This window comes from Bacillus stratosphericus, from assembly GCF_020524495.1.
In the GTDB taxonomy this organism is placed as follows: domain Bacteria; phylum Bacillota; class Bacilli; order Bacillales; family Bacillaceae; genus Bacillus; species Bacillus stratosphericus_B.
The window spans coordinates 83,160-98,924 of the sequence record NZ_JAIVLB010000003.1; the positions used below are offsets into that span (position 1 = coordinate 83,160).

14 protein-coding genes, 2 pseudogenes and 1 riboswitch are annotated in these 15,765 nt (G+C 40.0%); of the genes and pseudogenes, 13 read left to right on the forward strand and 3 right to left on the reverse strand.

Going from position 1 to position 15,765, the window contains the following annotated elements; all coding sequences use genetic code 11:
* The first annotated feature begins 183 nt into the window (after nucleotides 1-183).
* From LC033_RS02020 to LC033_RS02040, 5 genes are all read left to right on the forward strand, one after another.
* A complete protein-coding gene (locus LC033_RS02020; protein ID WP_226566617.1) occupies nucleotides 184-1,206 on the forward strand; it encodes an AI-2E family transporter in 1,023 nt (340 codons plus the stop codon).
* Between the two features lie 62 nt (nucleotides 1,207-1,268).
* Nucleotides 1,269-1,402: riboswitch (cyclic di-AMP (ydaO/yuaA leader) on the forward strand.
* Between the two features lie 79 nt (nucleotides 1,403-1,481).
* Complete coding sequence (locus tag LC033_RS02025) at nucleotides 1,482-2,726, forward strand: dicarboxylate/amino acid:cation symporter (RefSeq protein WP_226566618.1); 1,245 nt, start codon at nucleotides 1,482-1,484, stop codon at nucleotides 2,724-2,726.
* 126 nt (nucleotides 2,727-2,852) lie between these two features.
* Entirely contained in the window at nucleotides 2,853-3,779 is a 927-nt protein-coding gene (locus LC033_RS02030; RefSeq protein ID WP_226566619.1) for an ABC transporter ATP-binding protein, read from the forward strand.
* Nucleotides 3,757-4,524 (forward strand): ABC transporter permease, encoded by a 768-nt coding sequence (locus LC033_RS02035; RefSeq protein WP_226566620.1) that lies wholly within the window; start codon nucleotides 3,757-3,759, stop codon nucleotides 4,522-4,524. Before LC033_RS02030 ends, LC033_RS02035 begins: the two co-directional genes overlap by 23 nt.
* A gap of 116 nt (nucleotides 4,525-4,640) precedes the next feature.
* Nucleotides 4,641-4,976, forward strand: coding sequence for a hypothetical protein (locus tag LC033_RS02040; protein WP_226566621.1), 336 nt, complete (start codon nucleotides 4,641-4,643; stop codon nucleotides 4,974-4,976).
* Between the two features lie 80 nt (nucleotides 4,977-5,056).
* Here LC033_RS02040 and fbpB read toward each other — a convergent pair whose 3' ends face one another.
* Nucleotides 5,057-5,191: a Fur-regulated basic protein FbpB gene (gene fbpB / locus LC033_RS02045; protein ID WP_226566664.1), complete on the reverse strand. Its 135-nt coding sequence runs from the start codon at nucleotides 5,189-5,191 to the stop codon at nucleotides 5,057-5,059.
* Nucleotides 5,192-5,556: 365 nt separating this feature from the next.
* Nucleotides 5,557-5,877, reverse strand: coding sequence for a thioredoxin family protein (locus tag LC033_RS02050; RefSeq protein WP_226566622.1), 321 nt, complete (start codon nucleotides 5,875-5,877; stop codon nucleotides 5,557-5,559).
* A gap of 182 nt (nucleotides 5,878-6,059) precedes the next feature.
* Between LC033_RS02050 and LC033_RS02055 the strand changes: the two genes are divergently transcribed.
* The 6 genes and pseudogenes from LC033_RS02055 to LC033_RS02080 all read left to right on the forward strand — a co-directional run bounded on the left by LC033_RS02055 (nucleotide 6,060) and on the right by LC033_RS02080 (nucleotide 13,367).
* Nucleotides 6,060-7,142, forward strand: coding sequence for a D-alanine--D-alanine ligase (locus LC033_RS02055; RefSeq protein ID WP_226566623.1), 1,083 nt, complete (start codon nucleotides 6,060-6,062; stop codon nucleotides 7,140-7,142).
* Between the two features lie 81 nt (nucleotides 7,143-7,223).
* Nucleotides 7,224-8,588 carry a UDP-N-acetylmuramoyl-tripeptide--D-alanyl-D-alanine ligase gene (locus LC033_RS02060; RefSeq protein WP_226566624.1) on the forward strand — a complete coding sequence of 455 codons (1,365 nt, stop codon included), beginning with the start codon at nucleotides 7,224-7,226 and terminating at the stop codon, nucleotides 8,586-8,588.
* Between the two features lie 30 nt (nucleotides 8,589-8,618).
* A pseudogene (locus tag LC033_RS02065) lies at nucleotides 8,619-9,202 on the forward strand (alpha/beta hydrolase).
* Between the two features lie 572 nt (nucleotides 9,203-9,774).
* Nucleotides 9,775-11,271, forward strand: a complete 1,497-nt coding sequence (gene cshA, locus LC033_RS02070) for a degradosome RNA helicase CshA (protein ID WP_376776391.1) — start codon at nucleotides 9,775-9,777, stop codon at nucleotides 11,269-11,271.
* 124 nt (nucleotides 11,272-11,395) lie between these two features.
* Nucleotides 11,396-11,875 carry a PH domain-containing protein gene (locus tag LC033_RS02075; protein ID WP_226566626.1) on the forward strand — a complete coding sequence of 160 codons (480 nt, stop codon included), beginning with the start codon at nucleotides 11,396-11,398 and terminating at the stop codon, nucleotides 11,873-11,875.
* On the forward strand, nucleotides 11,865-13,367 hold the full coding sequence (locus tag LC033_RS02080) for a PH domain-containing protein (RefSeq protein WP_226566627.1): 1,503 nt from the start codon (nucleotides 11,865-11,867) through the stop codon (nucleotides 13,365-13,367). The genes LC033_RS02075 and LC033_RS02080 overlap by 11 nt, the downstream gene beginning before the upstream one ends.
* A gap of 58 nt (nucleotides 13,368-13,425) precedes the next feature.
* On the opposite strand, the gene LC033_RS02085 is transcribed toward LC033_RS02080, so the two are convergent.
* Nucleotides 13,426-14,031 (reverse strand): rhomboid family intramembrane serine protease, encoded by a 606-nt coding sequence (locus LC033_RS02085; RefSeq protein WP_226566628.1) that lies wholly within the window; start codon nucleotides 14,029-14,031, stop codon nucleotides 13,426-13,428.
* A gap of 94 nt (nucleotides 14,032-14,125) precedes the next feature.
* On the opposite strand from LC033_RS02085, the pseudogene acpS reads away from it, so the two are divergent.
* Nucleotides 14,126-14,488: pseudogene (gene acpS, locus LC033_RS02090) on the forward strand (holo-ACP synthase).
* Nucleotides 14,489-14,648: 160 nt separating this feature from the next.
* Nucleotides 14,649-15,665: an outer membrane lipoprotein-sorting protein gene (locus tag LC033_RS02095; protein ID WP_226566629.1), complete on the forward strand. Its 1,017-nt coding sequence runs from the start codon at nucleotides 14,649-14,651 to the stop codon at nucleotides 15,663-15,665.
* Nucleotides 15,666-15,765 lie beyond the last annotated feature (100 nt).

Genomic DNA, 15,765 nt, shown 5'->3' on the forward strand with positions numbered 1-15,765 from the left:
TATGTTCTACATGGGGTTCGGTTTTTTCTTGTGATGAAAAGAAAAAACATGAAAGCTACATAAAAATAGTACGATTCGTAAGACCTCATTGACCATTTGTTATATAATTTACAGAAAGATCCGATATAATGTATATCAGATACGATGAAAAATAGACTTTAGTCCTGGCAGGTGTGTAACGTAATGGCGGCATTTTTAAAATTGTTCGAAAAACCCGGTATTAAGCGGTTTTCAGTATTTGTAGTATTAGCCACAGTATTATATCTATTAAGAGGAATGATGAATTTAATTCTCCTGACCTTCATATTTACCTTTTTGATGAATCGGTTAGAGGGGGTTATTAGAGGCTTTTTAAATCGATTCCTTAAAATAGGACAGAAATCGGTCATTACCATTTTGTACATTCTTCTCGCTGGTGGATTGACGTTTGGCGGATTTGTTTTTGTGCCAATCATCGCCAAACAGGTGGAGCAGCTATTTCATTTAGGGAAGAAAATTGCAGATCATCCACAAGATTTACCCTTCTTTGACGTCATCACCAACGTATTCGGAGATTTCAAAATATCAGCTTTCTTTGAGAAAGGGTTTAATTTCCTCTATGCATACTTAACCGATTTCAGCACGTTCAGTATCCAGGTCATAATGTCCTTAATATTAAGCATGTTCTTCCTGTTTGAAAAGGAACGCCTCATTCAATTTATGAAAAAATTCAAAACGAGTAAAATCTCCGTGTTCTATCATGAAATTGCCTTCTTTGGACGTAAATTCTCCAGAACGTTTGGAAAGGTACTCGAAGCACAGTTTATTATTGCAACTGTTAACTGTGTGTTAACGACAATTGCTCTTGGGATTATGGGATTCCCGCAGTTATTTGGATTAGCCGTGATGGTCTTCTTGCTAGGCTTAATTCCTGTAGCAGGTGTGGTCATCTCTCTCATTCCGTTGAGCATTATTGCGTACACACTTGGAGGCGGAATATACGTTATTTATATTGTGCTAGTAATCGTGATCATCCATGCAATTGAAGCCTATTTCTTAAATCCAAAGCTCATGTCAGCTAAAACAGAACTCCCTATTTTCTTTACGTTTATTGTGCTCATTTTTTCTGAACACTATATTGGCATTTGGGGGCTCATTATTGGTATTCCAATTTTTGTGTTTATCCTAGATATTTTGGAGGTCACAAACAAGGAGGAAAGTAGTTAAAAAGTCTATTTGAACCTTTACAATTTTCAAAAAATAAGGTATAAATAGTATGAATATATCATAATAACCACACGCTTAATCCTTCTAAAGGAATGGGGGACCCACTATTTGGGGGTGAATTTTTCTATGAATAGAAAAAAGGACATCTCTTCGTCCTAACCCGTCAGCTAACCTCATCAGCGTGAAGAGAGTAAAAACGGTGGTACATGTAAGGACACGCAGGCCCACGAGAAAACTCTCCTCGTGGGTCTTTTTGACGAGGAAGGGGAGATTTTATGAAGCTGTCTACAAAAATTATTATTGCCCTTATTGTAGGTGCAATCACGGGACTTTTGCTTAACATTTTTGCTCCAAATGTATTCAAAGTGTTAGATCCTTATCTATTCACACCTCTAGGTCAAATCTTTTTAAATCTAATTAAAATGTTAGTTGTGCCAATCGTGTTCTTTTCCATCACACTTGGCGTGGCAGGGCTTGGTGATCCGAAAAAGCTTGGTCGAATCGGCGCGAAAAGCATCTTATATTTCCTACTTACAACAACGTTCGCTATTATCATTGCAATGTCTTTAGCATTATTAATTAAACCTGGTTCTTTTGGTACATTCGATACAAAGGGGGCAGAATACGAACCTCAAGAAGCACCATCTACGGTTGACACATTATTAAACATCATTCCATCAAATCCAGTCCAATCTCTAGTTGAAGGAAATATGTTACAAATTATTGTGTTCTGTGTATTCTTAGGTCTAGGTATTGCAGTATTAGGTAAAAAAACAGAGGGGTTACTAAAAATATTAAATCAAGGCAATGAACTCATGATGTACCTTGTGGGAGTTGTCATGAAATTTGCCCCATACGGAACTTTTGGCTTAATAGTAACTGCTATTGGGAGCCAAGGTCTTAATGCAATTAAAGCCATGGGACTGTACTTTTCAGTGGTTCTAGTAGCGCTATTTGTCCATTTCTTTCTCACATATGGTTCAACTTTGGCTTTATTTGCAAAACGAAATCCTTTTACATTCTTTAAAGATTTTTCACCTGCGATGGTCGTGGCATTTAGTACGTCAAGCAGTAGTGCAGTTCTTCCGGTTTCAATGGAAACAGCTCAGAAGAAGCTTAAAGTACCAGAGCCTATTTCTAGCTTTGTGCAGCCATTAGGGGCCACGATCAATATGGATGGAACGGCAATTATGCAAGGAGTCGCAACGATCTTTATTGCACAAGTATTTGGTGTTGAATTGACGCTCTTGCAAATGGTAACAGTTGTTTTAACTGCCGTATTAGCAAGTATTGGGACAGCAGGTGTGCCTGGGGTTGGTTTGATTATGCTCGCAATGGTATTGGATTCTGTGGGGCTTCCTGTTGAAGGCATTGCGCTCATCCTTGGTATAGACCGCTTATTAGATATGGCAAGAACCGTTGTCAATATTACAGGTGACGCAGCATGTGCCGTCATTGTTTCTGAGACCGAGAAGAAACATGAGAAGGACACATCATCATCACCTAACCTATCGATGTAATAGGCAAGAAGGGCTGACTAGGTCAGCCTTTTTTTCATGGAGCTCCTTGTCTTGCGTGATATACTCTTAACAGAATGAGCGGCCTTAACTGCCGTCATAGGCTTTACATCAGAAGGAGGAATCACTTTGCAGTCTGCTGTTCTAAAAGTAGAGAAAGTCGATAAAGAAATTGGTCGGCATATGATTTTGCAAGATATTTCTATGGAAATTGGCCAAGGGGAGATTGTCGGTTTACTCGGACCGAATGGGTCGGGGAAAACGACCTTGATTAAATTAATTGTTGGCTTGATGAAAAAAAACAAAGGCCGGATCATGATCAATGGATATTCTCAAGATGATGAATGTCAAAAATCGATGGCATCTATTGGTGCTATCATAGAAAACCCTGAATTTTATTCGTATTTAACAGGATTTGAAAACCTTGAGTTGTATGCGGTCATGCATGATGGGATATCCGAGAAGCGCATTTGTGAAGTGGTGGAAAGACTTCGACTGGAGAACGCCATTCATCAGAAGGTCAAGACGTATTCATTAGGGATGAAACAAAAGCTTGGGATTGCACAAGCTATTTTACATCAACCAAACCTGCTTATATTAGATGAACCGCTAAATGGACTTGATCCCTCAGGAATGAAGGAATTTCGTGAGCATTTGCAAACGCTCGTACAAGAAGAAGGGACTTCTGTATTATTTGCCACACATCTATTGCACGAGGTAGAGGAGTTATGTGACCGCATGATCATTATTCAAAAAGGACAGATCAAAGCCGATGTAAATCTTCGGGGCATTGGTGGACAGGAGCAGGTGTTGATGAATATTCAACCTGTAGAAAAGGCAGCTTCATGGCTCGATGAACATGGATATACATATGAACAAAATGGGCAGCGTGTGATGCTTCAACTGAACAAAGACCGTGTGCCAGAGCTTAACAAACAGCTTGTGTTGGCAGGGTTTGATGTACTTGAAATGACGCCTCAAAAACGATCAATTGAAGAGGCCTTTATGAAATGGACGGAAGGCGGGACAGCAGATGCTTCAACTCATCAAGAATGAGCATAGAAAAATCATGAGACAAAAAATCACACTCATTGCACTTGGATTGATCGTTGTCTTTCAAATGACGATGGTTTTAGTGATGAAACGAGTCATATCCAATCTTGGTGGACAGGACACTGTCGCGAACTATTTTGCCTACTCCACGAATGTGGTGCTTATTTTACAAGTACTTGCTGTCGTTATTGGGGCAACACTGATCTCAACAGAGTTTCAAAAAAGAACGATTTTGTTTTTATTGATCCGGCCAAAGACAAGACTGCATATTTTCCTGTCAAAATACATAACACTTGTGCTGACAGTCACATACCTGTTTCTTTATTATTATGTGTTATCCTTTCTTTTTGGTCTTATTTTTTTTGGTACTGAATTTGATGCAGGAACTGAACGGTTATTCCTCCTTACGTTTGCAGTCATCGGATCTCAGTGGGTGGAAGTAATCATGATGGCCAGCTTTGCGTTGATGTGTTCTAGTTTGTTTAGGAACAGCATGATCGCACTCGTCACTTCATTTTTTGTGTTGTATGCGGCTAAATCGATCGTACCCATCATGTCACTCTTAGAAATTCAGTGGGGGAAAATCCTGCTTTTTGCTAATACGGATTTCTGGCAATACAGCTTCCAAGGACCGCCACCCTTTAATGGAATGAGTCCTATGTTATCTCTATTGATTGTAGGAGCACATTTTGTATTCTTTGTTGGCACTGCTTGGTTCCTTTTTTGGAAGCGTGACGTAAATGTGTGAAAATTAAGTAAAATAACAAGAAAAATTCGTGGCAACTTTGTGAAAATCAGTCTGGATATCACGATAAACGGCTGATTTTGTTTTATAATAGGAGGAGTCATGGAGGTGGCACTATCTTGAAAAATTTCATTACAGCTTTACCAATTTTGTTGCTGCTGTCGTTTTCGTTCGTGTCTTTTGCCTTCCAATTTGATCATCTTGTTTATTTCAGACTAGCGCTAGGGATCTTTTCATTAGCCGGTCTTTTCTTTCTCTATACACTTAAAAGAAATTTGAAATGGTTCATGGTCTATTTATATGTGAGCTGGATCATTCTTGCTGCGGTCACAACATTTGAGGAGCCTGTGTTTTCTCAATTTTTCTTCGGTGGTTTAACGATGACAATGGGTTATCTTACGTATATGCTCATTTACTTAGGAATGAAGCAAGACCGTGTAGCGAAATCACATTAAAACAAAAGCCGATAAAATGGAATAGCAGATTTTATCGGCTTTTCACGGTTGAGGCAGACAAATGCCTGGCTACTTTGTGTTTATGATTCACGTCCAGTAGCCGCAAGCTGCTTCTGATGCTTTTTGTCGATGGTTTCATATATACTCTCCATCATTTTAGGATCACGCAGGATCGTCTTCTTGTTTTCCTCAATCAATTGCTGGTATGTTTTGATTTTTTTTTAGACATGTGAATCATCGCTCCTTTATCAGAATGGGTATCTATAATAATTTCACTCGGATGAAATTAATAATCATTTTCAATTAGCGACTCCATTATACAAAGTCAAATGTCAGAAGTAAAGATTCGATTTAGAAAATTCAAACAACTGACATATTCACTTCCATATCGACGATAAATTCTTTCCCAGGAAATAATTCGCTGTCAATTCTTGTCGTGAAATCAGATAAAACATTCTTTTTTCGTTGAAACGTTTTGGCCTCACATATCGTCTTATGTAGAGATTTGATTATAGAGGACCTAGAAGAAGAGATGAAAAAAACACCAGCAAGAGTTTGCTGATGTCCTTCATTCAACCAATTATGAAACGTGTTTTTGAAGAAACTCTGTCACTTCTTCAGGTGATTTTGCATTCGCACTGTGTAAGTGCGCTGTTTTTTCACCATTTTTGAAAATTAACAGGCTTGGAATACCCATCACCTGATACGTTTCCGCTAATTCAGGGAAGTCATCCTTGTTTATCTCAACCCATTCATACTGAGCATAAAACTCTATAATGTCTGGAATGAACATGTCCATTCTCGTACAATCAGGACACCATGTCGCAAAGAATTTAATGAGGACTTCTTTGTCTGATTGAATGATTTCATTGAATTGTTTAGTACTTGTGATTTTTTTCAATTTGTCACAACTCCTTTTCAATGTCATTTTAATATAAAATAAAGGCAATTGACATACAAAGCTTGGGGGGCTGACAACCTTTACAAATCACTTCGATTCCATGACAACAAAAAATTAATTAGAGCATTTTCACTTGAAAGTGATAAGATAGTAAAGATGAATTTTAGTGGGGGGAGTATCCATTGAAAATAAGTTTAGGATTGGTTTACGGCGGAAAGTCAGCCGAACATAATGTATCACTGCAAACAGCCCTTGCAGTTACAAAAGCACTGAATACTGAGAAGTTTGATATACATCCAATTTATATTACAGAAGAGGGCGAATGGCTAAGAGGAGAAAAACTCACTGAACCAGTCTCAAACGTCAAAATGCTTCAATTTGAACAAAATGCAAAGACGTTTTTACCAACTTCATTAAATGAGAGCATGTTTCCACAGCCTTCATCAGCAGATGAGAAGATTGATGTCGTCTTTCCATTACTGCACGGCCCAAATGGTGAAGATGGAACAATGCAAGGATTACTTGAACTATTAAATATCCCGTATGTCGGCAACGGCGTTCTCGCTTCTGCTGCAGGTATGGATAAAGTCATGATGAAAGATGTTTTTGCTCAAGCAGGTCTTGCACAAGCAAAACACCTTTCCTTCAATAAAAAAGACTATGAGAAAACAAAATCAGACAGCTTAGAGCAGGTGGCACAAGTACTTGGCTACCCTTGCTTTGTGAAACCTGCCAACATGGGATCAAGTGTTGGGATTACTAAATGTCGCAGCACAGAAGAGCTTCAGGCCGCATTTGATTTAGCCTTTCAATATGATCGTCGTGTTGTCGTGGAAGAAGGCGTCATTGGAAGAGAAATCGAAATTGGTGTATTAGGAAATGATGATCCGAAATGCTCTGTTGTTGGTGAAATTGCACCTAAAACAGATTTTTATGATTACAAAGCAAAATATGAAGATGGCGATACAGATTTGATCATTCCTGCGAGTGTTTCAGAGGATGAATACAAGACGATTCAAGATATGGCGATTAAAGCATTTAAAGCCATTGATGGATCTGGTCTTGTGCGTGCAGACTTTTTCCTCACAGAGGAAGGTACAGTGCTAATTAATGAAGTGAATACAATGCCTGGATTCACACCATTCAGTATGTTCCCGCTCCTTTGGAAACATACTGGTGTAGAGTATCCTGAGTTGATTGAAAAGCTGGTGTCACTTGCCGTTGAACGCCATCAAGAAAAACAAACCATTAAAACAACTTTTTAATCAGAGCAACAAGCAGACACTATCCAACAGGTAGTGTCTCTTTTCCTTCAAACGTGTAATAAGAAAGAGAGGCGAAAAATCATGATCAAACGTACAGTGAAACAAATCTCCCAAATGGCTGGTGGAACATTATCTAATCAAGCTTTTGGGGAAGAGCAGATTCACGGAGTCACCACAGATACAAGACAAGTCTCAAAAGGCGCACTGTTTATCCCGCTTATTGGAGAACATTTTAACGGTCATACATTTGCTTCAAAAGCAGTGGAGCTTGGGGCCGCAGCTGTTCTTTGGAATCAAAAAGAAACCAATCCACCCGAAGGTGTTCCAGTCATTCTTGTAGAGGATACACTGACTGCACTTCAACAACTGTCTAAATCCTACTTAATAGAGGAAAATCCTCGTGTTGTAGGTATTACAGGAAGTAATGGGAAAACAACAACGAAAGACATGATTCATTCTGTATTACAAACTGCATATCAAGCCCATAAAACAGTTGGCAATTTTAATAATCACATCGGCCTTCCTCTCACTATTCTTGCGATGCCCGAAGGAACAGAAATCGCTGTTTTGGAGATGGGCATGAGTGCAAAAGGAGAGATCGAGTTTTTATCAAATCTTGCTGAACCTAATGCAGCGGTTATCACCAATATTGGAGAATCTCATATGCAAGACCTAGGATCAAGAGAAGCCATCGCAGATGCAAAATGTGAGATCACAAAAGGGTTAAAAGAGGATGGCATCTTTTATTACTTAGGAGATGAGCCCCTGCTTCGCGAAAGAGCGAATACACTGACACACAAAGTAAAGACTTTTGGAGAAGCAGAGGACTGTGATATCAAGGTAACTCACATCAACCAGCTTGCAGAAGGAACTAAATTTCAAGTGGAAGGATATGCCCAGGCGTTTCTCATTCCTGTATTAGGGAAACATAATGTGAAGAATGCGCTTGCCGCTATTGCCATTGGCGAGCACTTTGGGCTGACTGAAAGACATATAGCCCAAGGACTGATGCAAACGAAATTGACAGGGATGCGTCTTGAGCTTTTTAAAACAGATCAAGGAATTACGGTGATAAACGATGCGTACAATGCGAGTCCTACATCCATGAAAGCGGCGATTGACCTTGTAGGGGATATGGACGGCTTTGCAAATCGTATTCTAGTACTCGGAGATATGTTGGAGATGGGTAGCGAAGAAGAAACATATCATTATGAATTAGGTCAGTACATCAAGCCTGATTTTATCGACCATGTTTTAACGTATGGACGTCTAGGTGCATTCATTGCTGAAGGAGCAAAAAAAGCATTTGGAGACGCGCGTGTGTGCTCTTATATGGACAAAGAAGACTTGAAGAAAAAACTAGCTGCAGTGGCAGAGCCTAATGATGTGGTTCTAGTCAAAGCTTCCCGTGGCATGAGATTGGAAGAAGTCATTCCTGTACTATAAAAGAGTTCGGCAAAGAAGGTGATACAGAATATGATTGGCTGTCTATGTATTCACGTTTTTACAGGTGTCCCTTATAAAGTAGAACCACTGGCGCAGTATTTAAAGGAGGACGACAGATTGGATTTTGCATTCTGTCACGCTTCCGGGTCATGGTGAGGAGCTTCAGCTAAAAGGTATCTCTATCAAGAGTGGATCTCGACAGCTAAACTAGAAATCCTTTCCCTCTATCAACATGTGACACCATTTACTTGGTCGGCTTTTCAATGGGCGGGGTGATTGCCTCTTACTTAGCTATCTTATTGCCGCCTTGTTCTTTTAAGTGCAGCGGCCAAATATGTGAACCGAAAACAAATGATTCAAGACACAAGAGTCCTTTTTAGGGTTGATTGATACGAATCCTTTGTATGATCGGTATCGTCATAAGCTATCGAGTACGCCGCTATCAGCTGCTGTCCTTGAGAAGCTTCATATACCGGTCTTAATCGTTTCAAGGTGAAAGCGATGGGATTATTCCCGCCCCTAGTGCAGAATTTATAATCCCGTCTCGTCAGAAAGAAAAGTTGTATTTGGGTGATTGTAAACATCATGTCTGTCATGAGCCCTGTGCACAGTAATTGTTTGAGAAGGTAGAACCATTTTTTTAAAAGCAATTTAGTATATAGAAAAGTAGAATGTGGCTAAACTAATATAAATCGAACCCCGCTTGTTAAAATCTGCAACAATTTTGTCGAATGAGTGACAGGCCTATGTTACAATAGGGAAGAAAAGTTGGTCGATTCGGTTGTTTCAATATGATGGTAAAACCTTTATCTCCAGTCTAATTCCAGCAATGGGGAATTATCGGAAGGATCCTTATTTCAATATCGTCAGGACGGGAATATTTTAACGAGCCATATCAAGGCGGCAGTATGAGAAGCGGGTCTTGCGAATATTGGATAACGGAAAGATCAAATGGTTAGAAAAGTGGAAATGGATGGATTGAGATTAGAGCGAAGGTGAATCTGTCATTGTGGAGCAGTAGATATATCCATTTCTGTCTTGTTGAAAAACAAATAGTGTAATGGTAAGATATAATGTAGGGTAATTCGGGCTTTGTATATAATGGACCTGTCCTTTCAGAAAAGGGCAGTTTTTAATGATCATTCACGAGATTACTGAAACAGCAATTAGAAGGAGTTTGAATAAATTGACTATAACGTTTCAAGATTTTCAATTAAGCGAAAGTCTCATGAAGTCTATTAACCGCATGGGATTTGAAGAAGCAACACCGATTCAAGCAGAAACGATTCCTCTCGGTCTTCAAAATAAAGATGTCATCGGACAAGCACAAACAGGAACAGGAAAAACCGCAGCATTTGGTATTCCTCTGGTTGAAAAAATCGACCCAGCGTCTCCTAATATCCAAGCGATTATCATTGCGCCAACAAGAGAATTAGCTATTCAAGTATCCGAAGAGCTATATAAAATCGGCCAAGACAAGCGTGCACGTGTACTTCCGATTTACGGTGGACAAGATATCGGCCGCCAAATCCGTTCGCTCAAGAAAAATCCTCATATCATCGTAGGAACTCCAGGACGTTTACTCGATCACATTAACCGTCGTACAATGCGTCTTCAAAATGTTGAAACCGTTGTGCTTGATGAAGCAGACGAAATGCTAAACATGGGTTTTATCGAAGATATTGAAGCGATCCTTTCAAATGTACCAAGTGAACACCAAACACTTTTATTCTCTGCGACAATGCCTGCACCAATTAAGCGCATTGCAGAGCGTTTCATGACAAACCCAGAACATGTAAAAGTAAAAGCGAAAGAAATGACAGTATCTAACATCCAACAGTTCTACTTGGATATCCACGAACGTAAAAAGTTTGATACATTGACACGTCTTCTTGACATTCAATCACCAGAGCTTTCAATTGTATTCGGCCGTACCAAGCGCCGTGTTGACGAATTGACAGAAGCACTTAACCTTAGAGGCTACACAGCTGAAGGAATTCATGGTGACCTGACTCAGGCGAAACGTATGGTTGCTCTTCGTAAATTCAAAGAAGGTTCTATCGATGTACTAGTGGCAACAGACGTTGCAGCACGTGGACTAGATATCTCAGGCGTTACACACGTGTATAACTTCGACGTGCCACAGGATCCAGAAAGCTACGTACATCGTATTGGACGTACAGGCCGTGCTGGACGTACAGGAATGGCAATGACATTTATCACACCACGTGAAAAAGATATGCTTCGTGCAATTGAGCAAACGACTAAACGTAAAATGGATCGTATGAAAGAGCCAACGTTAGACGAGGCAATTGAAGGACAACAGCAAGTAACGGTTGACCGTCTACGCACAATCATTAGTGAAAACAACTTAAACTTCTACATGACAGCGGCTGCTGAATTGCTAGAAGATCATGATTCTGTCACAGTGGTGGCGGCTGCCATCAAAATGATGACAAAAGAACCAGATGCAACGCCTGTTCGTTTAACAGATGAAGCACCAATGATTTCAAAACGTCATCGTAACAACCGTAGCTCTTCTAAACGTAGAGACGGCGGTGGTGGAGGTTACCGTGGAAAAGGTAAGAACAGCCGTTCATCTTACGGTGATAAAAAGCGTTCTTCAAATGACCGCAATCGTTCTTCTAACGATCGTCGTCAAAAGAAATCTTATAACAACTAACATACAAAAGCGAATCCTTTGCAGGGTTCGCTTTTTTAACAGGTTTATCTAACAGGTTTATTGAAACTTTTTAGGCTTTGTTTCGTAATATATTGATAGAAAAGTAAGAGAATGGGGGAAGAATGTGAGAAAACAGCCGCAACGTCAAATTAGTTTAAATGGATTAAAGGTATGGCGCCTTCAAAATGGAATTATCTCATTGATATTCTTACTCATCATGATTGGGGTGTTTTTTGCTAGTTATTATTTCCACTGGCCATATTGGATTGGTGTCATCCTTATTGGAGTGTGGATATTACAAGTCATTTTCGGAATCTGGATCATACCGAAAATTCGTCATCACATCTGGCGCTATGAAGTATTCGAAAATGAAATTGAAATACAGCATGGGCTGATTCGTGTCACACGTGTGATTGTGCCAATGGTTCGTGTCCAGCACGTCGATACATCGCAAGGACCGCTTTTAAGACGCTACCGTTTGGCATCTGTTCAAATCTCTACTGCTGCTACAGTTCACGATATTCCAGCACTAGAATTAGAAGAGGCAGATGAGCTTTGTGATTACATATCTCGTTTAGCAAGGGTGACTGAAGATGATGTCTGAACCAAAACGTGTACATCCTATCTCGATGTTCATTGATTTTATATCAGATGCCGTATCCATGATCAAAAACTTCATTATCCCTTTTTTCGTGCTTATTTTTGTAAACTCGAATTCGAGTATTCGCTTTTATGCATTTATCATTCTTGGTGCGCTCCTTTTATGGAGAGCTGTTTTAACCCTTTTAGAGTGGAGACGATTTACTTACCGAATGGAAGACGATGAATTTCGAGTGGAATCAGGTGTTATCACGAAAAAGAAAAAATATATATCGTTAGAACGAATTCAAACGGTCAATACAAGTGAAGGCATCTTTCAGCGGATTTTCGGTTTAATGCGAGTTCAAATTGAAACGGCAGGCGGGACGGATGGTCCAGAAGTGAGCCTGACGGCGATTACAAAAGCGGAAGCAGAACAATTGAAAGAGTCGATTTTTAACCGGAAGAAAAGCTTGCAGCAAGAAGGAGAGGCAGCAGATGAAAATAGTGATGTACCGCATGATCATCTGACTTCGCATAAACCTGTGGAGGGAGAAGTGAATGTTTCCTATCTTATGGGTGTGCCAGAGCTTCTTTTGGCGGCTACGACTTCCAGCGGAATCGGTGTGATTATTTCGGGTTGTCTCGCTATCTACACACAAATAGATGAAATTCTTCCTTTGGACGGGTTCGCGAAGCAATTCTCCTTTTTAAGTCATGCGAGTATTGAAATTTACGCCATTCTCATTTTTCTGGTGGTATTGATTGCGTGGCTACTCAGTATTGGGTTGACAGCGCTCCAATATGCGAATTTTGCTGCAAAACGAAAAGGGAATGACATCATCATTACAAGAGGACTCATTGAGAGGCATCAAATGACCATTCCGCTTGGGAGAATTCAAGCAGTGAAAATCAAAGAAAACATTCTCCGTGAACCTTTTGGTTTTGCGACGGTGATGCTTGTTAGTGCAGGAGGCTCTATTACAGATAAAGAAACCTCTTCTGTCTTATTTCCACTGATACGGAAGAAAAACATCAATGAATTGTTATCTCAATTTACAGATCAATATCATCTAAAACCAGAAGCAGAGCTGAAAAAGGTCCCCAAGCGTTCGCTCAAACGCTACCTGATCTCATATGGATTTGTTCCATTACTCGTAGGTGTGATTCTGTCAGTACGCTTTCCGCCATGGGGTTATTTGGCGCTGATTCCATTACCATTTGCCTTGTTCTTTGGGTATTTAGCCTATAAGCAATCAGGGTATGTGATCAAAGATCAATTGATTCAGTTAACGACAAGAGGCATCGGCAAAACCACCGGAATTGTATTGAGAAAACGAATGCAAAACTATACGATAACCCAATCTTACTTCCAGAAGAAAGGCCGAGTGGCGAGTATTCACACCTTTGTGAAATCCTCTGCACTGCTTGATTCCTTTGGTGTACATCATCTTGAAGAAGAAGATGCTGCACGTATATTTGATTGGTATTCCTATGAAACAAACAAATCTTCTTAAAACGAAAAAATGTCGATCAGCTTCCCATCAAAAGGAGTGATCGACATTTTTTATGAGATTAATAGCGTCTCTTTTTGGAATGGAAGAATAGGGTGATTGGGGCTAGAATCATGCCGCCAATTAATCCAAATAAGTGAGCCATGATGTTAATGTTCGAATTGACGAACGTCATGATGACAGAGACACCTAGAATCGTTAAGATGACCTGAGAATTGCCGCGGTCCATCATGTGAGGTTTAAACAGGACAAGATACAGATAAACGCCAAACAAACCAAATATGGCGCCAGAAGCTCCGACATGTACATATTCTAAAGGCTCAACCCAATAGGTTCCGAGATTACCAATGAACCCTGCACCAAGATAAATAATCAGAAACCGAACCTTACCAACCAAATATTCAAGTGCTGGAGCAAATAGGAACAGTGACATTGAATTGAACAAAATGTGCGTCAGACTCCCGTGGAGAAAAATAGGGGTAATGAGCCGCCACCATTCTCCTTCTGCTACACCATAATTGAAACCGACAAGATGGTCTTGCCCAAGCTGTATAATAGGAATAGGTATAGCAAATAAAAGCCAAGAGCCTATTTGCAATACAAGGATCGCTGTTACGATTGGATACGATCTAATAAATTGTTGAAAGCTCTCCGTTCGAATAAACATAACAAACCCCTTTTGACTAGATAATGGTAAGTTTATAGTAACACGTTTATGAAGCGAACATCCAAAATAGTACGAGTATCATAGGAGGTACCTCATGATCATAGGAATTGGCATTGATATTGTAGAGATCGACCGGCTGTCACGAGTGCTCAGTAGAAAGTCTCGTTTCCAGAACGAATTCTGACTTTAAGTGAACAGGATGTGTTTCGCAAACTAAGTGAAAAGAGAAGTTGGAGTTTTAGCAGGACGCTTTGCGGCTAAGGAGGATTTCTCAAAAGCGTACGGTACGGGGATCGGTCAGTATTTAAGCTTTCATGACATAGAGATACAAAAAGACGATAACGGACAACCTTTCATCAAAAGCGAGAAAACGAAGGAAGACAAGGTTCATGTATCCTTTACACACACAAAGGAATATGCTGCTGCGCAAGTTTTAATTGAAAGGTTGTCAAGCTAGTCTGCATATTGTTTGTCCCTCCCTCATATATTGGGTAGTGCGATAAGGAAGGGCGAGTTGCTAACAGGCTTTGATGGTTCGCGGTACGCAGTTGACTCTTTAGGCGTACTGTTAAAGTCAAACAAGCGGTTTCTTCCTTTTAACACAATTAACGAAGGGGTTGAAAAGGGTGAGAAAAAGCTTTGTTTTGCTTGTAACGGGGATCCTTTTTGTACTGATTCTTTCCGCATGCGGTCAAAAATCCCAGCAGGATATCGTTGGAAACTTAAACAAAAAGGCAGAGGAAATGACATCATACAAAGCCAAAGCAAAAATGACCATTGAGACAGGAAATGATCCACAGGAGTACCAGGTAGAAATTTGGTACAAGAAGCCGGAGCTTTACCGTGTCTATTTAGAAAATCCACAAAAGGATCAGAGGCAAGTCATTTTAAGAAATGGTAATGGTGTGTTTGTGCTGACACCTTCATTGAACAAAAGTTTCCGATTCCATAGTGATTGGCCGAATAATAGCAGTCAGGTCTATTTGTTTGAATCACTAGTGAAAGACATTAAAAATGATAGTACAGCTCAGTTCAAAGCGAAAGAGTCAAAGTATATTTTCGAAACGAAAACCAATTATCAGCACAATCAAATGCTGCCTACTCAAGAGATTACCTTTCATAAAAAAACAATGGCGCCTGCCAGTGTGAAAGTACTGGATACCGACAAAAAGCCAATGGTGAAAGTAGAATTCTCTCACTTTGAATTCAATAAATCTTTTGACAAAGATGCATTTGATGAGAAGAAAAACATGACGCTCTCCCAAATGGATGTCACCACAAGTGCAGACCCATCTGATAGCTTTGCTATGAAAACACCAGTTGATATGCCAGAGGGCGTGAAGAAGATGGAAGAGAAAGAAATGACAACAGACGCTGGGAAACGATATGTGATTACGTATGGCGGGAAGAAATCCTTCACACTCATTCAGGAAAAAGCGCGAGTGGCAGAAGCGTCTACGCCTGTGACGATGAACGGGGAGCCAGTTGATCTTGGCATGACAGTTGGTGTTCTAACGGATCAATCTCTCTCATGGACATCTGACGGAGTCGACTATTTAATTTCCTCAAGTGATTTATCCAAGGAAGAACTCTTAATGGTCGCAAAAAGTGTAGAAGGACAGTCAGCCAAATAAATGAATATCTCATGGGAGGCCTTGAAAATGGAAAAATCAGCCCTGTGCAGGGCTGATTTTCTTTGATTCGTTTCACATTATTCTTGATTTTTAGTATCAT